This is a genomic window from Pedobacter sp. N36a (assembly GCF_014472395.1).
Classification (GTDB): Bacteria; Bacteroidota; Bacteroidia; order Sphingobacteriales; family Sphingobacteriaceae; genus Pedobacter.
This window is the reverse complement of record NZ_JACSZW010000002.1, coordinates 408,623-432,857: the sequence shown is the minus strand read 5'-3', so window position 1 is coordinate 432,857 and position 24,235 is coordinate 408,623. Positions and strand designations below refer to the sequence as shown.

Below are 24,235 nucleotides of genomic sequence, written 5' to 3'. Positions count from 1 at the left end.
CAAAAAGATTCCACTCCCGCCATTTCTTGCAGGTTCATGTGTTTTAATATGGTTCTTTGATTTACTTTCTGATCAGGAACCCTTCGGCAGTTTTAATTTGGTTAAGTTTGTTTAGTTCAGCAATTTCCTCTAATATCGTTTCTATAGATTGCGTAGGTTTTATACTTCCTGTAAATGACATCTCAGCGAGGTCAGCACGGTCGTAAGTAATTTTAACTTTATAGTATTTTTCGAATTGATCAAACACATCCACCAAAGAAGCCTGCTGGAAATTGAGATCCTGACTGCCATTCTTTCCTTTTGCAAGTAAACTCCTGTGGTCTGATACGCTGATCTTATTCAGAATGCTGTTGTAAACCAATTCTTTTCCAGGCAGCAGCACTTCGCTGAATGCGGAAATATGCTGGACAGTATCTATGTTCTTAACCAAAACCTTTCCCGTATGGAGTTCTACTTTGATGAACTTGCTTTTTTCTAGAGCGGTAATGGTAAATGAGGTACCCAAAGCTGTGGTGGCAATGCCTTGAGCATACACTACAAAAGGATGGTTTGTATCTTTTGAAACCTCAAAAAAGCTTTTTCCATTTAAGAATACTTCTCTTTTATTTTTCACAAAAGGAATGGCATACCTTAATTCTGCCCCAGGAAATATTTTGACAGTAGAACCATCGGGAAGGTTTACCAATTGCTGATGATCTGTATAGTTGACAACTGATTTCCAATTGATCGGATTTGCTTTTTCAGGAGTCAAGGCTTTATTGCTGGCCAGCGTTATTTTTGAATCTCTCGGGTTCCAATTCAAATTAAATGGGCCAATGGAAAGTATAGCCAGCAGAACTGCAGCTGCAGCAACGATCTTTATCCATTTTAAGCGGTAAGTTTTAGCGAGAGTCTGCTTTTTTACCGCGTTAAACATCTCCTCGCTTTTAAGCTCCTCCAGCTGAGCATCATTGGTTTCGTCCCATTCGGCCTGGCCCAATAAATGATCTGGCAATTCGTCAATAGCATTCAAATAGTTCAATACTTGAAGCTTTTCCTCCGGGCTGCACTGTCCTTTAAAATATTTATCTAATAACGCTTCAGAGACACTCATACTAACAATACGACTGGATTGGAGGGAAACCCGTAACGGAATAAAAATATATTTAAATTAGTCGAGGAATTTTGCCAGCAGTACCAGCACTGGGACATAAGCATAACCATCAAGCTGCTTAATCGCTAAAGAAATGTGCTTTTCAACCGTTCTCGGGGAAATACAAAGCTGTTCAGAGATTTCTTTATAAGAATACCCTTGCAGTCGACTTAAAATGAAAACCTTTTTCCTGGTTGGCGGAAGCACACTTAGCGCAACCTCCAGCTGTTGATTGATTTCAAACTTTTGATGCTGATCTGTGGTTTCTTCGGAAATGCTGTTGTAATAGAGTTTCAGATTGCGTTCGTCGTTACTCTCCTTTTTGAAATAGTCGAGTAAGGTCGTTCTTGCGATCCGGAACAGCTGAACATCCAGTTCGTGCTCCTCCGACAAGGTGTGCCGGAAGTTCCATAATTTGATAAAAGCCAGCTGAGTTAAGTCTTGGGCCTTATCTTCATCGTTTGTTTTCTTAAAAAAATAGGCATATACCTTTTTGTGAGACAGTCTGAAGACCATCTCAAAAGACTCGTGGTTACCTGATTTTAAATTATGGATATAGCTTAACATTTCTGCACAAAACTATTAGATACATATTAGCCAAAACTAAATATAGTGTTAATTCTGATTAAAGTCATCGTTGTAATTTATGTATCCATACAGATACTTTCTCCAGGCATACCATCAAGTATGATCATTTTCTGCTTTTAAATGAGGTTTCAATATTTACCATATTGAAAAAATATAGGACCTTCAATGCTCAATAACTAAAAATTGATTTTATGAGTTGTGGCCTGAAAGCCTTTTTTATGCGTTGACCTTGTCTTTAATCCTTACCGCCTGCGTCCTGCTCTTCACATCCAGCTTCACATATAAATTACTGATGTGATACTTCACTGTATTTGGAGAAATGAACAGTTTATTCGCCAGTTCCTGATTGGTTAAGCCTTCCCAAATCCCTTGCAGCACCTCTGTTTCGCGCTCTGTAAGCAGAAAGTCCTTTTGTAAAATCACTAGGGTATCCTCCTCAGTGCTCACCGGAAAGTTGGAAATCCCAGGTACAACTAAAGCACTTTCTTTAAATTCCACCAGGTATTTGTTGATTTCAGTCCGGTAATGTTCTTTCTCTTCCTGCAAGGCTCTGACTTTAAAGGTGATGGCAAAGCCGATCGAAATAATTTCAAAAGCACTCACCATTCTCAATGCATCCATATCAAAAGCAGCTAACCAGGGCAGGTTAAAATTCATATTGAGCACAAAGCCAGCTCCAAAAATGACGATGACCCCGAAAGTTAACACTAAAAAACGGGCATAAACATCCTTCTTAAACCTGGAAATGGCAATGCTTATAGGGATTAGGGCACTTAAAAAGCTGAGTAAATCTATAATAGGAAGGAAACCCTCCCATTTGAATATGGTAAATAAAATCAAGGTCAATAATGCCAGGGCGATTACCGGGCCCACATAACGCCAGTACTGCTTATGCGTATCTTTCAAATCCAGGAAATAGTAAGAAAAAACACAGGCAAAAGCGGCGGTGAATGGCACGGTATAAACCAATAAGTTATTCATCACCAACTCTCCTGACGATAAGTAATAAAACATTCCATCTTCATAGAAAAATTCCACAAAAACGCCAATCTGTAAAAAGCAATAGGCAATAAAGCGCTTGTCTTTGAAAATCAGGAAGAACACGAAATTGAAAATAATCGACATCAATCCCAGACCATAATAAAAGCCAATTCTAAGCAGCCTCTTGCCCTCTTTTTCCTGGAAGGACGCAGCATCCATCAACACCAAAGGCAATTGTTTCAGCTGTACGTCTGAGCTTTTCAAATAATAGACATTACGATCTGTTTGAAAGTTAAACTGGTCGTATCTGGCCAGATTTTCCTGCTCTTTTATTTCAATTAGCTGTCCATCTTTATACCCATAAAGTACGGTATGGTGAAGATGTGAAGAAGAAATCTGTAACGTTAAAGGTTGATTGAGCTGATCAGCATCAAGTTGACCTTTTAGCCAGTAAGCTGCTTGATTTTTCTTTGGGCCTGGATGTTCCGCAAAACCAAAAGAAGGTGCTTTTTTGAGAGGTTTGAAAATCAAACTTGAAATCTCTTTCTCTAGAATTCTACTGCGATCTGCAGTTTGTCCATTCACAAAAACACCCGGTAATAACAGCAGTATCAGAACGATGATCCGGGGATAAAAAATTCGATATTGAATAGGTTGGAAACAATTCATTTATACTAGAAACGGCTAAAATAGAACTCAAAACTAATCTTTTTCGACTGTGCTCATTGTAATAACTTTGTGTAATTTGAGATTTCTTTTCTTTCTGAAAACAAAATGCTGATTGCTAAAAACAACAATACAGACGCAACCTGCTGCATTTCAATAACATATAAAGTATGTTTTCTTAACCTACCCGAATGGGTAGGTTGATTTTAACGCATTAAATTATGAAAACTACCCGTGCGGGTGGGAAATAATGCCTTTTAGCCTTGTATGTTTACCGATGTATTCAATGAATCCATTCCCTTCTTAAATAATACTAATTTCCGAAGGTTAAACCATAGCGACAATAAAGGCTTGAAAAGCCGAACCTGTAGCCTCTCTCGCCGGTAGTCTAAGCGCTGCCGGCATTAATATCAACATTTACCCTGATCAAAAAAATAATAAAATTACAGCCAGCCTTTTCTTTTGAACCAAAAATAAATAGCCACGGTTACCACGACCATCAATGCCATCACTCCCGGATATCCCATCCTCCAATGTACTTCCGGCATAAACTCGAAGTTCATTCCATAGATCCCAACAATAAATGTTAAGGGCATAAAGAATACCGAAAAGATGGTCAGCACCCGCATAATTTCATTCGTTTTCTGAGAAGATGCGGAGAAGTAAATGGCCAGCAGCTGATGGATGTTTTCAGCCAGTGAGTCCAGCATACTCTGGTGTTTAACATATAAATCCCGGGTGTCCCTGGTATTCACATTTCCTTCCTGAGCATCCAATGCATCGATAATATCGTAAGAAAGAATCAGCATCCTTTTCAATAAATCAATTTTCCGTTTTAAATAGTACAACCCTTTCAGCAAAGGTGCTTTTTTCGGCCTTAAAAAAACAATCTCTTCATAATAATCCACGGATTTAGCCAGTTTATTTAATGGTTCGGTATAAGTATTTAAACAGGCGCTGATCAACAGATTCAATAAATCAAGAGTATTGCTGCATTTTTCATTTTTAATCATCTTTGCGATGGGTGCGATCAAATCATGTGTTCTGCGATGAACCGTGATCAGGAATTTATCGGAGTAAAAAAATGCTATTTTATGGGTAAGCTCCTGAACAGTATCTGCCTCTGCAACATTCTTTTGCGTATGTATTCTAAAAATGATAAAGGCATAATCCTCCATCCTTTCATATTTTGGTAAATGATCCGGCTGAAGACAGTCATTAACTAGGGCGGGGTGCAAATTATATTTTTTAGCGATGCTGGAAAGCTCCTCTGTTGTAGGAGCAGTGAGGTCAATCCATTCGAATCCTTGATTTTCAGCCAGGTTTTTAGTCATAAATTTTCTTTAATAAAAGGTACTAGTGTTAACACTCATTTTAGTTCATTGTTCTATTTTATTTAAACCTAATGACGCACAAAGTGTTATGTCTATATTGAAACCTTCTATCCTAAATTTAAACTTATGAATAACTTTTTCAGAACCATTATTGCTGGCTGGGGCGCAAAAAAATTAGGCGGCGGCTGCTTGTCTACGATTATCATATTTGCGGTAATTTACATGATGTTAGGTAAATGTAACAATGGGACGCGTGCTGCAGAGCCAAAATTTAAATCTGAGAAACCTTTGACCAGTAAGTAGATTTTACCGGTTGCTTAGTAGCTCAGGTGCTCAATTTCCTTTCCAATAGCACGTGCTGTATGTTCATCAAATACAATCTCCAAGTGCTCGCCTTTCAATTCCGGAGTATATATTGGAAGGTCTCCGGCTGGGATTTCAGTAGTCTTCAATAAAACCCATTCGTTCCGATCATGACGAACAGCGCCCATAATTCCACCAAAGTAGATCACCTTATAATAATCCTTTTCTTTAAGGATCGTCAGGGTGACTTCCTTCTTGCCGTAACCGACCCGAATGTTAAAAGCTTCTTTTTCCATGTTGTTGTTTACGCTTAAATTGAAAATGTTAGTAGTAAATAAATACTCAAGGTCTGACAATGACAATAAACTAGGCTAAGAAGAATATTGTTTTACATGCTACTGAAATAAATGGGTTAATCAACCGCCGTGTGTTAATGTTTCAATGCTTTAAGCAGCTGGCCCTGGGCTGACAAGCACTTATCGAAGCGACACTTCTTTTATTTGGCTTTCTCTGCCTGTATGTTCATTCTAACTAAAACCCCCAATCCACGCCCAAAAGGGAGCGCAATCATCAATCCTACAAGATTTACCTCAAATAGGTTCAAACGATAAAAGATCATTAATATACTATATAAATTCCGTATGGACCAAGGCCCCAAACTCCTTTTTTTCACCCAATAAATAACCGACTGCACCTGATTGCTCGTTTAATTCTTCGCTGACCATGCGCCTAGAAGTTTTTTTTGTTAAAGCAGTATGGTAAAGGATCCGATAGAGCCAACTCGAAAATTTGTAGGAATTTCCAAAGCCTGCTAATGCCTTAAAAGCTTTCATAAAAGCATCCTGTACCACCTCTTCAGCATCCTCGCTATTTCCGCAAATTTTAATTGCCAGGGTATAGGATAGATTCTGATAGGTTTTTACCAAATATTCAGAACCTTCTCGCTCACCGAGAATGGCCTGCTTTAAAAAGTGATCTTCTTTACGGTTGCGTCCGAATAGCATGCTTAGGATAAGTTAATTTTACATTTACAATAGGTTAGACTGCCTTTCAGAAAAAAGAGTCACAAATGTGACCAGTTCTAAATATATACAGTCTTATGAGGAAATCAGCAAAAAAATGGAAACCACATCAGCAACATTATTTATATCCATCTCCCTAATTGTATTCACCATTAGCTATTACTATTTCACGATATGAACAAAAAAATGGACGTTACCAAAATGCAGCATACCTGAGTATGACGCTGTCCTATGCTGCTGGTTCCCTAGCGTCTACTGCGGAAGATCTACAAAAATGGTATACTGCTTTGTACGATGGGAAATTTCTAAAACCGGAGCTCCTTCATAAAGCGTATACCTCCTACCGGCTGAGCAACGGGACGCTAACTGGCTATGGTTATGGCTGGGAAACAGGAAATGTGCAGGGAATTCCAAGTGTCAAATACATCGGGGTAATTAACGGGTTTTACACCTATGCCGCTTACCTTCCGGAAAAGAATTTGTCCATTTCCATTCTAAGAAATTGTGATCATCCAGCCGACCCGGACATTCTTGCTTCAAAAATGCTGGCCATTGCGTTGGGAAAACCTTATGATTATAAAACCATGATGATGGCGATCTCTAAACTGGAAGCTTATCAGGGAGTATACAAATTGGCAAACCCTGGGGAATACATGGTAAATCCGTAAGATGGTCAGCTCATGTATTACTTCCTGGGTGGCTCAAAAACACGTTTGATCCCTTATAAAAAAGAACATTTTGTTTTAGAAAACAGTCTGACCTGCTTCATTTTTGATAAAGATCAACATGGTAAGGTTCAAGGTTTCAGAACAAGTAGTACAGGACTGAGCAATATTGGTATCCTGCAACACAATAAGCTGCAAACCCGAAAAAAAAATTAGCGTAACTGCCAAGTTAATGCAGCGCTATGTAGGCAAGTATCAATTTAATCCAGCACCGCTGTTTGAAATCATAATAGATCATGATACACTTTATGGGCAGGTAGGAAATGACAGGAAAGAGCTGATCCCCTTTGGAAAACACCAATTTTTCGCCAGGAATCTGCACGCTACGATTCTTTTTAAGGTTGATGCCAAAGGAAAGGTTATCAGTCTCAGAAAAATCAGAACAGCGAAATGACTGCTAAGAAAATATCAATGTAGGTAAAACTCTTCTATTTCTTTTACCTGTCTTAAATTGTCCCTTTTAGTAAATCGACTGAGATATACCAAAAAACAACTAGAGCTATAGACATAACCAGACTTAGCTCAAAGCGAAAATCACAACTACAGCCAGATCCAAAGAGTAACCTCCCCGATTTACCTAATTAGGAATATTGTTATGTGATTTACAAAAAATATCGGCAAAACCAGTATTTAAACGGTAAATTTGCATTATAGAAATATAAAACATATTTCTGCTCAATTCATGCAAGCATATACTGAAATAAATACCACACAACTGACAGTACTTCAGAAAGAAGACTCAACCTTAATCATCGATGTAAGAGAACGTCATGAATTACCTCTGCTTGATGGAAAAACATATATAAAAGTACCAATGTCTGAGTTGGCCGACTTTTTAGATACAGACCCAGATGAGCATAACATCATATTCATTTGTCAGCATGGGGTACGTAGTGTGGCTGCTGCAGAAGCCTTACATGATAAATATGGTTCAGCCAAACATCTGTACAGCCTAAAAGGTGGCATTGCAAAATGGAGAAATTACTTTTTATAAAGTATTTCCTGAACATCAGCCCATAAAAAAACCCGTCTCGAAAGAAACAGGTTTAAATAAAATTGCCAGATAATTACTAAAGATTTTTAGTCAGCTCTTCGCTTAACGGTTTCACTTTAGAACGGAAACGGTGTACCAATGCTCCTTTTTCATTGATTAGGAACTTTTCGAAGTTCCAGTTGATATCACCAGTAAAATCGGGGTTCGACGCAGTGGTTAGGTATTTGAATAAAGGGTTAATGTCGTCACCTTTAACACTCACTTTTTCACTTAATAAAAAGGTAACTCCAAAATTCTTTTTACAGAAATCCTGGATCTCTGAATTAGTAGCCAATTCCTGTCCACCGAAATTACCAGCTGGGAATCCGATTAACACAACATTCTTACCGTATTGCTTACTCAGTTTTTCTAAATCTTCATATTGAGGGGTATACCCACATTTAGAAGCCGTGTTCACAATCAGGATTTTCTTTCCTTTGAATTTCGACAATTTCACCTCTTTACCATCAATAGTTTTAAAGCTGAAATCATAAATACTTTTTGCCGGCGGTGTAAAGATCAGGCTCAGTAATATTAATAATGTATTCATAGTTTGATATTTTTAATGTGTAAACGAAGTTAAGCACAAAAAGATTGTTTGAACCCAAAATAAGGTTTAAACTGCTAAAAAAAATTTTATTTATCAAATAATGGTGTCCGACAGATTAAACATTCATATATAGCCTTGCTAATTAAGAGATTTGAAAAAGATTATCCATCTTATTTATTAGTATAAAGGAAACAATTGCTTCCTATAAAGGTAGAATCGAAGCCATTCCCGCATGATCAAGCAAAACATCTCAATTACATTCGCGCTATAAGCCTATTCCTCACACCCTCGTTTTTTTATCAAAAAAAAACACATTACCTCGAATACGCCCCATAAATATGCTATAATCACCACTTTATACAACTTAAAACATGGCTTTTTCAAATTTATTTACTATAAAAATCATATCGGATTTTGAAATTAGCCTTATTTATAGCTTTATTTGCAGAAAAACGTTCTGAATGGCGAAGAATTTATTAATAGTTGAGTCACCTGCAAAAGCTAAAACCATTGAAGGGTATTTAGGAAAAGATTTCCTTGTAAAATCGAGTTACGGCCACATCCGGGATTTGGTAAAGGGGGATATGGGCATCGATGTAGCCAATAATTTTGCCCAGACCTATGAGGTCCCTGCCGATAAAAAGCATGTAGTAGCCGAGCTTAAGAAGTTAGCCAAAGAAGCCGAAATGGTATGGCTAGCGTCCGATGAGGACCGTGAAGGAGAAGCAATTTCCTGGCACTTATATGAGACATTAGGACTAAAAGAAAATAAAACTAAACGTATTGTATTTCACGAGATCACTAAGCCTGCAATTTTAAAGGCGATAGAAAATCCGCGTACCATCGATTATAACCTGGTCAATGCACAGCAGGCACGCCGTGTATTGGATAGATTGGTAGGTTTTGAACTGTCTCCGGTATTGTGGAAGAAAATCAAACCTTCTTTATCTGCAGGAAGAGTGCAGTCGGTGGCTGTACGTTTAATTGTAGACAGAGAAAGAGAAGTCAATAAATTTAATGCAACAGCTGCATTTAAGGTATCTGCACAATTCAGCACCGGAAAAGGTAAAGAAGTGGTTAAAGCAGAATTGCCACAGCGTTTTGAAAAAGAAGCAGATGCGGAGAAATTCTTAAACGACTGCATCGAGGCAGGATTCAGCGTAGCCAGTTTAGAAACCAGACCTGCAAAAAGAAACCCAGCGCCTCCATTTACAACTTCGACTTTACAGCAGGAAGCTTCCCGCAAACTGGGGTATTCAGTATCAAGAACGATGCAGATTGCTCAGCGATTGTATGAAAGTGGACGTATTACCTATATGCGTACCGATTCCGTGAACTTATCGGAAACTGCATTACAGGCAGCAGCAGCGGAAATTAATTCTGCATGGGGCGAGAAATACCATCACCAAAGAACTTATAAAACGAAATCTGCAGGTGCACAGGAAGCTCACGAGGCCATCCGCCCTACTTATTTCAATCACCATAGCGTTACCGGCGACAGCTCAGAGCAGCGTTTATATGAATTGATCTGGAAGCGCGCCATCGCTTCTCAGATGTCAGAAGCACAGTTTGAAAAAACAACCGCACAGATTGCCATCAGTACGCGCAAAGAGCATTTAGTTGCTGAAGGTGAGGTATTGAAATTTGATGGCTTCCTAAAAGTATACCTAGAATCCAGCGATGATGATGAAGCAGAAGATTCAGAAGGCAGCAACATGTTGCCTCCATTGGCCAAAGGTCAGGAATTGAGCTTAAGAGAAATGAATGCAACAGAGCGTTTCTCTCGTCCGCCGGCAAGATATACAGAGGCCAGCATGATTAAGAAGCTGGAAGAACTGGGAATCGGTCGTCCTTCTACTTATGCACCAACCATTTCTACGATTCAGAACCGTGGATATGTGGTCAAAGAAGACCGCGATGGTCGTCCGCGTTCCTTTACTGCGATTGTATTGGCGAATGGCGCAGTCAGCAAACAAATTAAAACAGAAATTACCGGTGCAGAGAAATCAAAACTCTTCCCAACAGATATAGGTGAAGTAGTCAACGACTTCCTGGTAGAACACTTTAAAGGGATTGTCGATTTCAACTTTACAGCGAATGTAGAGAAGGAATTTGATGAGATCGCACAAGGTTTACAGGAATGGACAAAGATGCTCCACTCCTTCTATACCCCTTTTCACCAGGAGGTAGAAACCACTTTAGAAAACGCAGAACGTGCAAATGGAGAACGTTTACTAGGCGTTGACCCTGTTTCTGGAAAGAACGTGTATGCTAAAGTGGGTAAATTTGGTCCATTGGTACAGATCGGTCAGAATGATGATGAAGAGAAACCGCGTTATGCGAGTTTGGCAAAATCTCAGTCGGTGGCCACAGTGACCCTTGAAGACGCTTTAGAGCAATTTAAGCTGCCTTTCCAATTGGAAGATTACGAAGGTAAAGAAGTTTCTGTAGGTGTAGGCCGCTTTGGTCCTTATGTGAAATGGGGAGATGCTTACATCTCTATTCCTAAAAACGAGGAGCCTTTATCAGTAGATAGAGATCGCGCTGTAGAAATTATTCAGGAGAAAATCACTGCTGATGCGCCTGTTGCTCATTACGAAGGTTTACCTGTAACTAAAGGTAAAGGCCGTTTCGGTCCTTTCATCAAATGGAACGACTTATTTATCAACGTACCAAAAGCATATAACTTCGAAGAACTTTCAGCTGCAGATATCAATGAATTAATTGGTAAAAAGGTAGAGAAAGAGGCAAACAGATTCATCCAGCAATGGAATGAAGAGAAAATTGCCATTGAAAACGGCAGATGGGGACCTTTCATCCGTTTCGGTAAAGACATGCTGAAACTAGGTAAAAACCCTGCTACAGCTGAAAAATACACCCCTGAAGATCTGGCTTCCGTTTCTCTGGAAGAAGTGAAAAAACTAATCGTTGAGCAGGTTCCTAATGCATTTGAACCAAAAGCAACAAAGAAAAAAGCAGCAGCGAAAACCCCTGCTAAAGCGGCAAAAGCTCCTGCAAAAAAGAAAACAGCAGCAAAGAAATAGCCAATAGGCAGCCCTTGTGTAATTATGAAAAAGGATCTCCCAGAAAATATAGTAGAAGATATCGCCATCGCAGTGGTATTGACCAGCGAAAGCCCGGAGTTTAAAAACTGGACGGTATACCTGGTTAATATGAAAAATGAGGTTTTGGAAAATGTAATGATCAGCTCTAAAGGTTACGGAGAGAAAGATGGCCGAAAAGTGCAGACTTCTGTACTGCGTCATTCTTTAGGAAACGTAATGCCTCAGTCCTTCTCAGGTGTAGAAGCAATTGCTCCTGAAGTACTTGGCCTGACTAACGAATATTGGCTGAGCTATTATATCGACAATGTGATCTACGATAAAAAGTTCATTTTTCTCCCTGAAAGCATCGTTGACGAGAACCTGATACGTATTCCATTGGTAAACAAGCCAGGAGTAATGATAAAATAATTTCGGTTTAATTCCCGATCTCAATCCTTTTTGTTAATTTTCATGATCTTTACCTATAAGAACATATTTCATGAAAATTACGCAAAAAGGATTTTTTATTGGCGGTGCTTTGCTCGTCATTATCGGCCTTGCCACCTTCTTCTTCCTTAAAAAGAAAACATCCAGAGCAGACAATCAGGCCTATGCCAAATACATAGAGGCCTATACCTCCGGTACCGTCTCTAAAAAGAGTAATATCGTCATCAGATTAGCCAGTCAGGTGAAAACCATGGGCGACATTGGTGTAGCAGATAAAAGAGATCTTTTTAGCAGCTCCCCTTCCATCAAAGGAAAAACTTATTGGATTGATGCGCAGACTTTAGAATTCCGTCCGGATGAACCACTAAAATCCGGCGAGACTTATGACGTAACTTTCCACCTCGATGAGGTGACAGAGACAGAGAAAGGATTGGGAGATTTTGATTTCGACTTTAAGGTCATCAATCCGGGATTGGATTTAACTCAGGAAGGTCTGGTTTCTCAGAACAACACTTCGCTGGACTACATGAAGCTTAAAGGAGAGATCAACACCGCCGATCAGGAAGATCCTAAACTGATTGAACAATGTTTAAAAGTGGATTTCCCAAGCGCTTTAAAAGTGAAATGGCAGCACACACCCGCAAAAAACACTTCCAGCTTCAGCATAGACAGTATCCCTAAAGGAAAATCCGAAACGCCATTGAACTTAGCCTGGAATGGCGATCCGATTAAAGCAGAAAGAAGAGGACAGGAAGAATTGGTAGTCCCTGCTAAAGGGGTTTTCAAAATCCTGAATATGAAAGCAGTACAGGATATGGAAGATTTTGCATTGGTACAATTCTCCGAGCCAGTAAATGTAGGTCAGGATTTGAATGGACTAATCAGCTTGTCGCAACTGACAAACCTTAGGTTCACTATTGATGCCAGTCAGGTGAAAGTATATAGTCCGGATAAACTGGAAGGCAATTACCAGTTCACAGTAAACGAAGGTGTAGAAAACATCAATAACAAGACACTAGCAGCTGCGAAAACCGCCAACATTATATTTGAGAATAAACTGCCATCCGTAGAGATTTCTGGAAAAGGAACGATTCTTCCGAATTCAGGGAAATTGGTACTGCCATTTGATGCAGTCAACCTGAAAGCAGTAGATGTAACGATCATCAAGATTTATGAAAATAACATTCCTCAGTTCTTTCAAACCAATGGTTTTGACGGCAATCAGGAATTGCGTCGTGTAGGTAAACCAATAGTTCAGAAAACAGTGCGTCTGGATGAAGATAAATCTTTAAATCTGCATAAAAAGAACCGTTTCACCTTGGACCTGGACAAGATCATCCGGACAGAACCTGGTGCCATGTACCGCGTTACGATTGGCTTTAGGGCAGCCTACAACCTTTTCAAATGTGCAGAAGAAGGCAGCTCAAAAGAAATCGATGAGAATGAAGATGAGTTTAGAAATTACAGCAGAGAAAATCTGGATGAATTTGATGATTTCTGGCTGAGATATGATAATTATTACCCAAGCGGTTACAGCTGGGAAGATAGGGACAACCCTTGTACCCCATCTTACTACAGAAGCGATAGATTCGCCAGCCGCAATCTGATCGCCTCTAACATTGGTTTGATTGCTAAAGGAGGCAATGATGGCAGTATGCTGATCATCGCTACCGACCTGCTGACGGCCAAACCACTAAGCGGAGTGGCTATAGAATTACAGGATTACCAGCGGCAAATCATTGAAACCGTAAAAACTGATGGCAATGGCATGGTCAGCATCGATACCAAAAGAAAGCCATTTTTATTGGTGGCTAAAATGGGTGACGAACGCGGCTATCTGAAAGTAAACGATGAAAATGCATTGCCATTGAGCAGGTTTGATGTGGCTGGAGACCAGGTGCAGCATGGATTAAAAGGGTTCATTTATGGAGAACGCGGTGTATGGCGTCCAGGAGATTCCCTATTCCTATCCTTCATTCTGGAAGATAAACTGAAAAAATTGCCAGGTGCCTATCCGGTTACTTTTGAATTGTACAATCCTAAAGGACAATTGGTTAAAAGGGCGGTAAATGGAAAACCTTTAAATGGCTTCTACGCCTTTAGAACCGCAACAGAAAGTACAGCTCCTACGGGCAACTGGCTGGCTAAAGTAAAAGCCGGTGGAGCAGTATTCTCTAAAACCATTAAGATTGAAACGGTGATGCCAAACCGCTTAAAAATCAATTTCAACTATGGCAATCGCCCCTATCTAGGCGCTGGTGCTACATCGACGGCGGTATTGTCGGCAAACTGGTTATTCGGTGCACCAGGTAAACACCTGAAGGCAAAAGTAGATGTGAGTCTGAATACCATGAAAACGACCTTTAAAGGATACGATAATTATAGTTTCGACAATCCAACCGTTGTTTTCGAGTCGCAATTGAAAACGATTTTTGAAGGCACATTGAATGAAAATGGAATGGCCACCGTCAATACCAACTTAAATGAGAACAATACGGCACCAGGTATGCTGAAGGCCAATTTCTCGATTAAAGTATTTGAAGCTGGCGGTAATTTCAGTATTGACAATTTCAGCATCCCCTACCATGTATATTCCGATTATTATGGCATTAAAACCCCGGCTGGCGACAAGCTAACGGGTATGCTCCTAACTGGCCAGGACCATCAGATTGACATTGTCAATGTAAACAGAGATGGACAGCTATTGGCAGGCAGTAAGGAAGTAGAGTTAGAATTGTATAAGGTACAATGGCGCTGGTGGTGGGAACGCGAACAGGAAGACTCCTATGCAAACTTTACTCAGAACTCCTACAATAAGCTGGTTTCTAAAGAAAGCGTAAACCTGAATAATGGAAAAGGCAAATGGAATTTGCGCGTTGATGAACCGGAATGGGGTCGTTACCTCCTGCTGGTCAGAGATCGCAAAAGCGGCCATGTGACTGGTAAATCGGTCTACATTGATTGGCCAGGATGGGCACAGCGCGAACAGGGAAATAACCCAACGGAAGCGGCTATGCTGTCCTTTACTGCCAATAAAACTAAATTTAAAGTGGGTGAAGAGATCGTATTGACGATTCCTTCTGGTCAGGATGGCAAAGCACTGATCTCCATCGAAAACGGCAGCAGGGTCATCAAAACCTTTTGGACGGATACTAAAGCCGGACAAACGCAGTTTAAATTCAAAGCAGAGAAAGGCATGACCCCAAACGTCTTTGCCAATATCACGCTCTTACAGCCGCATGCGCAAACGGTAAATGATTTGCCGATTCGTATGTATGGCGTCATTCCTCTATTGATCGAAGATCCGGAAACCATCCTTAAACCGCAGATTAAAATGGCGGATAAACTGAAGCCGGAAACCGAAAGTAACATCAATGTAAGTGAGCAAAACGGGAAAGCGATGACTTATACCATCGCCATCGTAGATGAAGGCTTACTAGACCTGACCAGATTTAAAACTCCTGATCCTCATTCAGTTTTCTACGCCAGAGAAGGTCTTGGTGTCAAAACATGGGACCTCTTTGATTATGTATTGGGTGCCTGGGGCGGTAATCTGGAAAGGATTTTAAGCATTGGCGGTGATGGCAGTATCAATAAAAATCTGAATCCTGCCAAAGCAAATCGCTTTGTGCCTGTGGTAAAATATATGGGACCATTCAGTCTGTCAAAAGGCGGAAGCAATACCCATAAGTTTAAACTGCCTCAATACATCGGTGCCGTTAGGGCCATGGTGATCGCGGGTCAAGATGGTGCTTACGGCGCTGCAGAAAAAAGTGTACAGGTGAAAAAGCCATTGATGTTATTGGCCACCCTTCCAAGGGTGATTGGCCCTGGCGAAAATTTCACCTTGCCTGCAACCGTATTTGCAACAGAGAAAAACCTGAAAAATGTAAGCCTGTCCTTGCAGGCCATCAACCTGGAGGTGATCGGCAGCAAAACACAGCAGCTGTTATTTAAACAACCGGGTGAGCAGATGGCGTACTTTGAGATTAAGGTTCCTGAAATTACAGGAATTGCAAAAGTTAAACTGATCGCCCAAAGTGGGAATGAGAAAATAGCTTATGATGTAGAACTGGATATTCGCAATCCGAATCCTTATATCAGCAATGTCGTGTCGGCAGTGATTGAACCAGGTAAAAACTGGGGCATGAATTATGCGCCGATTGGAATGACAGGAACCAATTCCGGTAGTTTGGAATTGTCGGCAATCCCTCCCATTGACCTTAAAAAACGATTGGGTTATTTAATGCAGTATCCACATGGTTGTGTCGAGCAAACTACTTCTGGTGTGTTCCCACAACTGTTTTTGAATAAATTAACACCGCTTACTGAACAGCAGAAAACCACAACAGAGCGAAACATTAAGGCTGGAATCAATAAATTACGGGCTTTCCAAACCGGCGACGGCGGATTGGGCTACTGGCCTGGTGCAACCAGCGCTGATGAATGGGGCAGTATTTATGGGGCACACTTCCTCATTGAATCACAGAATGCTGGTTACAGCTTACCTGTTGGTTTACTGGATGAGCTTTTACATTACCTGAAAGGCAAAGCTTCAAATTGGGCACCTAACAGCAGTAATTTCTACGGTGCTGATCTTACTCAGTCTTACAGGTTATACGTCCTTGCACTAGCTAAAAAGCCTGAAATGGCGGCAATGAATAGACTGAAGGCATTCCAATACTTGTCGGTAGCGGCAAAATGGCGCCTGGCAGCGGCTTATCAACTCGCCGGACAAGCCGTAGCAGCAAATGGTTTGATCAAAGGATTGTCGATTGAAATACAGCCTTACCAGCAATTGGGCGGAACTTATGGTTCCGGTTTGAGAGATGAAGCCATGATTCTGGAAACCCTGACTTTATTAGGCCGTAAAGGAGATGCCGCTAAATTACTGCAGCCGGTAGCTTCCAAATTAGGAACCAATGAATGGTACAGCACGCAGACCACCGCTTATAGCTTGTTGTCGATTGCGAAATTCTGCGGCGCAAATACCGCTGCTAACAACCTGAAATATAACTATGTATTGGATGGCAGAAAAGGAAGTAAAGATTCCAAAGACTTCCTAAACAGCATTCCTTTAACCTTTAAAAATCCTACAGTTTCCATTACCAATACTGGAAACCGCGTACTATTTGCACGTTTAATCTTACAAGGACAGCCTACTGCTGATCAAAACACCTTTCTTCCAAATAATCCGGAAGCATTGGAAATGAGCATCAGCTACAAACTGTTAAATGGTAAGCCAATAGATCCAGCGGTCTTAAAGCAAAGCACAGATTTTTATGCGGAGGTAACGATCAAGAATCCTGGCAAAATGGGCTATTATGAACAGATGGCACTCACTCAGATTTTCCCTTCGGGCTGGGAAATTATCAATACCAGAATCAGTGATACAGAAAGTGCGATTGCTTCCTCTCCGTATATTTATAGAGACATCAGAGACGACCGTGTCTTTACGTATTTCAACTTAAGGGAAAATGAAACGGTGACTTACAAAGTGCTGCTGAATGCAGCTTATATCGGCCGTTATTATTTATCTGCGGTGCAGTGTGAAGCAATGTACAATAACAACATAAGCAGTACAGCTGCAGGGAAATGGGTTCAGGTAATTAAATAAAATGTTTAAAAAATTAAGTGATGAACCAAAACTAATCATCAGCGACCTGCTTTGCCTGTTTCTGCTGCTCTGGTTTTGGTTCCTTTTGCCTTCCAGGTTATTTTCAAGTCCTACCTCTTATGTGATAGAGGCCTCCAATGGCGCTTTATTAAGTGCAGCTATTGCAAAAGATGGCCAATGGCGATTTCCAGTTGCAGACACGGTTCCGGTAAAATTCCAGCAATGTATTGTCGCTTTTGAAGACCAGCGTTTTTATCAACACCCAGGCGTAGATGTTTTGGCAATGGCCAGGGCCATGCAGCAGAACTTTAAAGCTAAAGCCGTAGTGAGCGGTGGTAGTACGCTAACCATGCAGGTGATCCGTTTGTCAAGAAGAGAAAGCAGAACGGTATGGCAAAAAATAGTAGAAGTGATGATGGCTGTCAGATTGGAATTCAGCAATTCAAAAGCCGATATTTTAAAACTTTATACTGCTAATGCTCCTTTTGGGAGTAATGTCGTTGGACTGGATGCTGCTTCCTGGCGTTATTTCGCGAGGAGTCCAGAAAGCTTATCCTGGGGAGAAATGGCTACACTGGCCGTTCTTCCTAATAGCCCATCTTTAGTCCACCCAGGTAAAAACTCCGTTAAACTGATCAAAAAAAGAAACGATCTTTTAGATAAGCTGGCGGCTTTAAAAATCATTGACCAGGAAACGGCTAATCTCTCAAAATTAGAACCTATTCCAGGTAAGCCATTGCCATTACCTCAGTATGCACCACACCTATTACAACGCTTTAAAGTAGAAAGGGCGCAATTGGAAATCCCGGTGACAAGGATCACCTCTACGCTTGATTATAACCTGCAGTTGAAGGTAAGCAGTTTACTAAAACGCTACCAAAACAGGTACCAGGCCAACGATATTAATAATATCGCTGCATTGGTGTTGAATGTGAAAACAGGAACGGTACAAAGTTATGTTGGCAATATTTATCAGCCGGATAACAAAGAACTGCAGAGCCATGTAGACATGATTAAAGCCTCCAGAAGTCCAGGCAGTACCTTAAAACCTTTGCTGTATGCCAGTTTGCTGAATGATGGTTTCATCTTGCCGCGTACATTGGTTCCTGATATTCCTACACAGATCAATGGTTACTCGCCTCAAAACTACGACCTGGGTTATGATGGTGCAATTCCAGCAGATCGTGCCTTGAGCAGGTCCTTAAATATCCCTGCAGTGAAGATGCTACAAAGCTATAAGTATCAGCGCTTTTATGACCAGCTGAAAAAACTCGGTATAAAAACTTTAAACAAACCCGCAGATCATTACGGCTTGTCTATCATTCTGGGCGGCTCTGAAGTGACGATGTGGGATCTGGCAAAAACCTATATGGGCATGGCCAGGACTTTAAATCATTTTAACGATTATCAGGGACGCTATAATCCCCATGATTACGATGCGGCGGTATACATTCAACAGGAAGCGCAAGCTCGACTGGCACCTGAAGATGCGCAGCTCAATAGCATACTCGATTATGGTTCGATCTGGAACACTTTTAATGCCATGGAAGAGCTGATGAGGCCTGGTGAAGAAGGATTATGGGAACAGTTCTCCTCTTCGCAGCGGGTAGCCTGGAAAACGGGTACCAGCGTGGGCTCCAGAGATGCCTGGGCAGTTGGACTAACACCGGGACATGTGGTTTGTGTATGGGTGGGCAATGCCGATGGTGAAGGAAGACCCGGTTTAACGGGTGTAGATATCGCCGCACCGGTTTTATTTGATATTTTCAGGGAGCTTCCAAATGAAAAATGGTTTACTACGCCTAAGCATCAGCTCCGAAAAATGCGGGTATGTAAGCAAAGTGGTTATAAAGCAGGCGAATATTGTAAGGAAGTGGTAGAGGAATTAGTGCCCCCTGCAGCGGAAAAGACCAGCATCTGCCCTTACCATAAGCTGATCCATCTCGACAGAACGGGCACTTTCAGGGCTACAGATGAATGTGAGTCGACGGCCATGATGCAGCATCAGCCCTGGTTTATCCTACCTCCGGCAATGGAATACTATTACAAGGTGAAACATAGTGATTATAAACTGCTGCCTGCTTTTATGCCTGGATGTGGGGATGCAGGAAGCAATTTTGTGATGGAAATGATCTATCCCAAGCCTAATGCACAAATTTATATCCCGTTGGAGTTAGATGGCAGCAGAGGCAATGTGGTTTTCAATGTTTCTCATCGAAATACCAATGCGAAGATCTACTGGCATATTGATGAAGAATATGTAGGTACTACGAAGAATTTTCATCAGCTGGCATTGAATCCGAAACCTGGAAAACATTCGCTTACCTTGGTGGATGAGGATGGAGAAAGACTGGTACAATCTTTCTCCATCCTCAGTAAGGAAAAAGATTAGTCCTGATGGCGTAGTTTTCTTTCAATCCCGCCTATGGTGATCAGGTATTGCGCGATCATATAAGTGGCCATGATGAGTACCCCTCCAAAGTCAAAACCTTTGACAAACTTATTGTAAGCCAGTGTGGCATCTGAAACCAGAAAAAATAGCGCTCCAAAAAGGATGAGGTTAAAGCTGATGACATTTACCCGCTGGTTTCTAAATGCAGCCATCATCATCATTAAGCTGATCACAAAGGTGTAAACCATCACGGGCAGTTTCATATCGCCTAAATGCGGTCTTAAATAGAAATAAAAGGCGATGCTGAAAGTAGCACATAAGATAATGGCCAGCCTCGCTCCTTTTTTATCCAGCTCCTGTGCAGAGCGAAAGTCGAGGTAAAATGCACTGATGTAAAAAATGTGACCGATCAGGAAGGCGACTAAACCATAGATGAAGTAATTTGGACTTTGCCAGGCAAACATTAATAAAACATCTCCCGCCAGCGCGAAAAACAGACCGGTAAACAGGCGCTTGTGGAAACGGCCCTGTAAATTGGTGCTCAGGTACAGCATCACCATTAGGGAAATGACGATACATGGTTTAGTGAAATACCTTAATGCGGTAATTTGTTGGAATTCTGCGATGAGCTGTAAAATAAAGATCAGGGCAAATAAGAGGTTAAACTTTAGGTACTTCTTCAGCATAGTTATTCTTTTTTTGAAGGTTAAAAAACCAGACCGCCGAGAAGATGTTCAGTCCAGTGAGTATGACCCGATATCCGACAGGGAAATCTTGCAGCAAAACTATTAAAATCCCCATTACCAGACGAGCATATTCGAATTTAACCTGCCATTTCTTTTCTTCCAGCAAGGCGGTACAGGTCAGTAAGGTCAAGATGACGTAAATGACGCCGGTCACTACGGCGATGGCAGGTAATTTATGGTATAAAAACAGAATGAGTATGGCGGCAACAAGCCCCATTACAAATTGAAAAAGCACATAGGGAACCAGCCTTTTCTGGTACAATGGGTTGTATTTCTGATAGCGCACAGGATCTATTTCAGGCGCGCCTTTAAAGCCGCCTAGATGCGCAGGGAACCAGCCCGGCGGCTTGATGAATACATTGATCTTATCGATCCAACGCGGACTCTGTTTGGCGGTATTCCAAAGCTCGTCCCAATAATGGACGTTCGCCCATAAAGGATTCCAGCTGGCCAATGGTGTAGTGATCCCATAATAAACATCCTCTTCCTCTTTTTGAAAAGTTCCAAACAGCCGGTCCCAGATGATCAGGGTTCCTGCATGGTTCTTATCAATATATTTAGGGTTGGAGCCATGGTGTACTCGGTGATGCGATGGGGTATTCAAAATGTATTCTAAAGGCCCCATATTTTTGATCAGTCTAGTATGAATCCAAAATTGATATAAGGTGTTAAAAGCACTTAAAGTCAGGAACATTAAGGGTTCAAATCCAAGGAATGCCAGCGGCAAATAGAACACCCAGGAAAACCAGCCCTGGAACCAGGATTGTCTCAATGCTACCGTTAGGTTGTATTCCTCCGATTGATGGTGGACGATGTGCGCCGCCCATAATGCATTTACCTGGTGACTCATTCGGTGGAACCAATAGTAAAAGAAATCCACTCCGATAAACAGCAGGATCCAAACCCAGATGGTTTGAGGCAAATCAAACAGGCGCCAGTGTTCATAGATATACATATAGCCAAAAAACAGGGCGGTCTTCATAAAGATCCCGGTGAGCTGCTGGCCTATCCCCTGGCTCAAGTTAGCAATAGAATCGTTGAGTCGGTAATAATCCAGCTTTTTATAGAACGACCAGACGAGTTCAATTCCGATCAGAATGAAAAAAACTGGGACAGACAACGCAATATAATCAACTTTCATATAACTAATTTAATAAATTACACGGTATAATCTTAACCGTTAAAGTATTAGTGAGAAACAAATTTTCAACTGGGGCGTTATTTAGGGGGTAGATGATCGCAGAATGAGTTGATTAAAACTAAAATCCCATGAAAGACGAATTGCCAAAACAGGAAGAAGGCGCCCAGATGGATGTTTTCGAGAAAGTAACGTTCAAAGATGAGGCCGCTGCCAAAGCTTTTTATCCGGTAGTCCGTGAGCGATTATTGGAAGTATACAATTGGGATAAATGGTGTGGTTTTCCTACGGCCACGTTTATCCTGACTGATCCCTTTGGAAAAGAAATGAGGCGTCAGGTGATGGAAGGAGATTATTTGAAGATCAATATTCCTGGACCAGGGACGACTAAAGGCGAAGGATTTGATTGGGTTGTGGTTGAATGGATCAAGGAAGAGCAATCCTCAGCCGGACAAATGATGGCCATTAGAGTGAGGCCAGCCGCCAATCCTTTACATCCGGATCCGGAAACTGCTCATTTCTTCAAAGATAAAGCCACTTCAACTTTTAAAGTTTATAGGAAGGGAATGGAAGTGCATGCTGAAGTTCATGGAAGAAATGAAATCCCCAATTCAGAAGGTGCTGTATTAATCAATAACGTTAGAAATGTATTGATAGGCTGGATGGCTAAGATTGGATGCACTTATCCACAATGGAAAAGCCTTGTTTTAGGGCTATTAGCAATAAAAAAGCAGGAAATATAATTTGCATTATATTTCCTGCCCTTATATGTATACGGCTCTAATGATAGAGTTTATAAACTATAAAAAGAAAAAAGCTATTAATAGCTTTTCTCTGTACGGTTATTGCGTTTAAAGCCACCACCGCCTCCAGCGCCACCAGTACCTGGTTTCTCTTGAGCTTCAGCAACTTTAATTCTATTACCGTTATAATCGCCACCGTTCATGCGTTTGATTGCTTCTTTTGCCTCTTCTTCTACTGGCATTTCCACAAAACCAAACCCACGACTCTGACCAGTTTCGCGATCTTTGATAATTCTAAGTGATTTTACTTGACCGAAATCACCAAAAACGGCTGTTAATTCATCTTCCCCTACTTCTAACGGAAGGCCTGTAATAAATATCTTCATTAATGTTTAAAAATTTGCACAAAGTTAAGCATTTTTAGCTTAAATTCCAATGCTAGTGTCAGTTATAAGTATAATTATCTAATTACTTTTCAAACATCTGACGCGTATTTTTTGTTTTATAGTTACCTGGTATTTTAGAAAAATCCCTTATTTTTCTATCTTAATGACACTGTTATGAGGATTCCAAAAAGCCAACACACTCATTATGTGTAGCAAAGAATCATTTTTAGCATTATAAAAAAAAACAGTTAATTTTTGAATGTTAAATACTTTAGCTAATCTTAGCTCTAAAATTTAAGCTGATTTCTTTTCCCTGATATGAACATTTTGCAGGCATTACCCCCTTGTTTTTGCTTAATTATAGGCCTATTCTTCGCATTTTCGACCGCTTCTACACAGATTTCGTCTTAAAATTACAGCTTTCTCAGGGCAAAAATCTGTGAATGGTTGCCGGATTCCCTTAGCCTAAATCTTTTTTAAATAGTCCTATCGTTCTCTCCCATGCCAGCTTTGCTGCGGCTTCATTGTACCTTGTCGGAGAAGTATCATTATTAAACGCATGATTTACACCTTCGTAAATAAACAGTTGATAGGGAATGTGATTTTCTTTCAATGCGGCTTCAAACTCTGGTATTCCGGCATTGATTCTTTCATCTAAACCCGCATAATGCAGCATCAGGTCGGCCTTTATCAAGGGCACATCTGAAGTCTTTGCCTGTGCACCATAATAAGCGACGGCGGCTTGCAATGTAGGATCACTTACGGCTAATTTATTGGCCATTCCTCCACCCCAGCAAAAGCCAACACAGCCAACTTTTCCATTTCCATCCGGATGTTTTCTCAAATAGTCCAGTCCATAAAGATAATTCTGAAGGTTTTCTTCCGGATTTAGCTGTCCGATTAGGTCTCTGGCCTTATCTTCATCTGCAGGTGTGCCCCCAAAAGGAGACAATGCATCTACTCCTAGTGCTAAAAAACCTTCAGCAGCGACTCTTTTTGTGACCGCTATGGTGTGTGGATTGAGTCCGCGGTTTTCATGAATGACCAATACCGCACCTAAGTTTTTCTTACCTTTTGGTTTCGCCAGGAAGCCCTTCATATCTCCTTTAACACCTTTATAAGTGATATTTTCTGTATCCAGGTTGTCCTCATTTATCGTTGCGGCGGCGGCATAGTTGTTTTCCAGCAGCGGGAGTACGCTCAGGGCCAGCGCTGTGCTCCCGGTTAAAAGGGCTAGTTTTTTAAGGAAGTCCTTCCTATTGATGCTGCTATGTGTGTATTGATCGTAAAGGTTGATAATTCTTTGATCCATGATGATTTATTTTATAAAGTAAAACTAAATCCAATATAGGGTTTTTCTTGGTTTAAAAATGCTATTTAGGACTGAA

Annotated in this window: 20 protein-coding genes; 9 read left to right on the top strand and 11 right to left on the bottom strand. The window is 40.9% G+C overall.

Translation table 11 applies throughout. The features are described 5' to 3' along the window. Positions 1–61: 61 nt before the first annotated feature. The 4 genes from H9X96_RS05600 to H9X96_RS05585 form a co-directional block, all read right to left on the bottom strand. Complete coding sequence (locus H9X96_RS05600; protein WP_187665330.1) at positions 62–1,093, bottom strand: FecR family protein; 1,032 nt, start codon at positions 1,091–1,093, stop codon at positions 62–64. A gap of 57 nt (positions 1,094–1,150) precedes the next feature. After that, positions 1,151–1,699 carry an RNA polymerase sigma factor gene (locus H9X96_RS05595; protein WP_187665329.1) on the bottom strand — a complete coding sequence of 183 codons (549 nt, stop codon included), beginning with the start codon at positions 1,697–1,699 and terminating at the stop codon, positions 1,151–1,153. Positions 1,700–1,936: 237 nt separating this feature from the next. After that, complete coding sequence (locus tag H9X96_RS22860) at positions 1,937–3,370, bottom strand: LuxR C-terminal-related transcriptional regulator (RefSeq protein WP_255431013.1); 1,434 nt, start codon at positions 3,368–3,370, stop codon at positions 1,937–1,939. A 440-nt stretch (positions 3,371–3,810) separates the two neighbouring features. After that, on the bottom strand, positions 3,811–4,701 hold the full coding sequence (locus tag H9X96_RS05585) for a CorA family divalent cation transporter (RefSeq protein WP_187665328.1): 891 nt from the start codon (positions 4,699–4,701) through the stop codon (positions 3,811–3,813). Between the two features lie 126 nt (positions 4,702–4,827). On the opposite strand from H9X96_RS05585, the gene H9X96_RS05580 reads away from it, so the two are divergent. Further along, positions 4,828–5,004 (top strand): hypothetical protein, encoded by a 177-nt coding sequence (locus H9X96_RS05580; RefSeq protein ID WP_187665327.1) that lies wholly within the window; start codon positions 4,828–4,830, stop codon positions 5,002–5,004. Between the two features lie 14 nt (positions 5,005–5,018). On the opposite strand, the gene H9X96_RS05575 is transcribed toward H9X96_RS05580, so the two are convergent. Further along, the gene (locus tag H9X96_RS05575; protein ID WP_187665326.1) at positions 5,019–5,300 is read right to left on the bottom strand and encodes a hypothetical protein; all 282 of its coding nucleotides are present in this window, start codon (positions 5,298–5,300) and stop codon (positions 5,019–5,021) included. Positions 5,301–5,630: 330 nt separating this feature from the next. Next, positions 5,631–6,008, bottom strand: coding sequence for an RNA polymerase sigma factor (locus tag H9X96_RS05570; protein ID WP_187665325.1), 378 nt, complete (start codon positions 6,006–6,008; stop codon positions 5,631–5,633). A gap of 158 nt (positions 6,009–6,166) precedes the next feature. Here H9X96_RS05570 and H9X96_RS05565 point away from each other — a divergent pair, with 158 nt between their 5' ends. The 3 genes from H9X96_RS05565 (at position 6,167) to H9X96_RS05550 (ending at position 7,745) form a co-directional block, all read left to right on the top strand. Further along, entirely contained in the window at positions 6,167–6,694 is a 528-nt protein-coding gene (locus H9X96_RS05565) for a serine hydrolase domain-containing protein (protein ID WP_187665324.1), read from the top strand. Positions 6,695–6,706: 12 nt separating this feature from the next. After that, a complete protein-coding gene (locus H9X96_RS05560; RefSeq protein WP_187665323.1) occupies positions 6,707–6,907 on the top strand; it encodes a hypothetical protein in 201 nt (66 codons plus the stop codon). Between the two features lie 526 nt (positions 6,908–7,433). After that, entirely contained in the window at positions 7,434–7,745 is a 312-nt protein-coding gene (locus H9X96_RS05550) for a rhodanese-like domain-containing protein (protein WP_187665321.1), read from the top strand. 76 nt (positions 7,746–7,821) lie between these two features. Here H9X96_RS05550 and H9X96_RS05545 read toward each other — a convergent pair whose 3' ends face one another. Next, on the bottom strand, positions 7,822–8,334 hold the full coding sequence (locus H9X96_RS05545) for a glutathione peroxidase (RefSeq protein ID WP_187665320.1): 513 nt from the start codon (positions 8,332–8,334) through the stop codon (positions 7,822–7,824). A gap of 461 nt (positions 8,335–8,795) precedes the next feature. On the opposite strand from H9X96_RS05545, the gene topA reads away from it, so the two are divergent. The 4 genes from topA to pbpC all read left to right on the top strand — a co-directional run bounded on the left by topA (position 8,796) and on the right by pbpC (position 19,834). Beyond that, the gene (gene topA / locus H9X96_RS05540; protein WP_187665319.1) at positions 8,796–11,378 is read left to right on the top strand and encodes a type I DNA topoisomerase; all 2,583 of its coding nucleotides are present in this window, start codon (positions 8,796–8,798) and stop codon (positions 11,376–11,378) included. A gap of 24 nt (positions 11,379–11,402) precedes the next feature. After that, a complete protein-coding gene (locus H9X96_RS05535) occupies positions 11,403–11,807 on the top strand; it encodes a hypothetical protein (protein WP_187665318.1) in 405 nt (134 codons plus the stop codon). Between the two features lie 70 nt (positions 11,808–11,877). Further along, on the top strand, positions 11,878–17,442 hold the full coding sequence (locus tag H9X96_RS05530; RefSeq protein ID WP_187665317.1) for an MG2 domain-containing protein: 5,565 nt from the start codon (positions 11,878–11,880) through the stop codon (positions 17,440–17,442). Between the two features lies 1 nt (position 17,443). Beyond that, a complete protein-coding gene (gene pbpC, locus H9X96_RS05525) occupies positions 17,444–19,834 on the top strand; it encodes a penicillin-binding protein 1C (protein WP_187665316.1) in 2,391 nt (796 codons plus the stop codon). On the opposite strand, the gene H9X96_RS05520 is transcribed toward pbpC, so the two are convergent. Continuing rightward, positions 19,831–20,520 carry a lysoplasmalogenase gene (locus tag H9X96_RS05520; RefSeq protein WP_187665315.1) on the bottom strand — a complete coding sequence of 230 codons (690 nt, stop codon included), beginning with the start codon at positions 20,518–20,520 and terminating at the stop codon, positions 19,831–19,833. The genes pbpC and H9X96_RS05520 overlap by 4 nt on opposite strands. Continuing rightward, positions 20,495–21,721: a sterol desaturase family protein gene (locus H9X96_RS05515; protein WP_187665314.1), complete on the bottom strand. Its 1,227-nt coding sequence runs from the start codon at positions 21,719–21,721 to the stop codon at positions 20,495–20,497. The genes H9X96_RS05520 and H9X96_RS05515 overlap by 26 nt, the downstream gene beginning before the upstream one ends. A 128-nt stretch (positions 21,722–21,849) precedes the next feature. Between H9X96_RS05515 and H9X96_RS05510 the strand changes: the two genes are divergently transcribed. After that, positions 21,850–22,461 carry a hypothetical protein gene (locus tag H9X96_RS05510; protein WP_187665313.1) on the top strand — a complete coding sequence of 204 codons (612 nt, stop codon included), beginning with the start codon at positions 21,850–21,852 and terminating at the stop codon, positions 22,459–22,461. Positions 22,462–22,538: 77 nt separating this feature from the next. Here H9X96_RS05510 and H9X96_RS05505 read toward each other — a convergent pair whose 3' ends face one another. Together H9X96_RS05505 and H9X96_RS05500 are read right to left on the bottom strand one after the other, a co-directional pair. Next, positions 22,539–22,847: an RNA-binding protein gene (locus H9X96_RS05505; RefSeq protein ID WP_062548794.1), complete on the bottom strand. Its 309-nt coding sequence runs from the start codon at positions 22,845–22,847 to the stop codon at positions 22,539–22,541. A gap of 460 nt (positions 22,848–23,307) precedes the next feature. After that, positions 23,308–24,159, bottom strand: a complete 852-nt coding sequence (locus tag H9X96_RS05500; RefSeq protein ID WP_187665312.1) for a dienelactone hydrolase family protein — start codon at positions 24,157–24,159, stop codon at positions 23,308–23,310. Between the last annotated feature and the right edge of the window lie 76 nt (positions 24,160–24,235).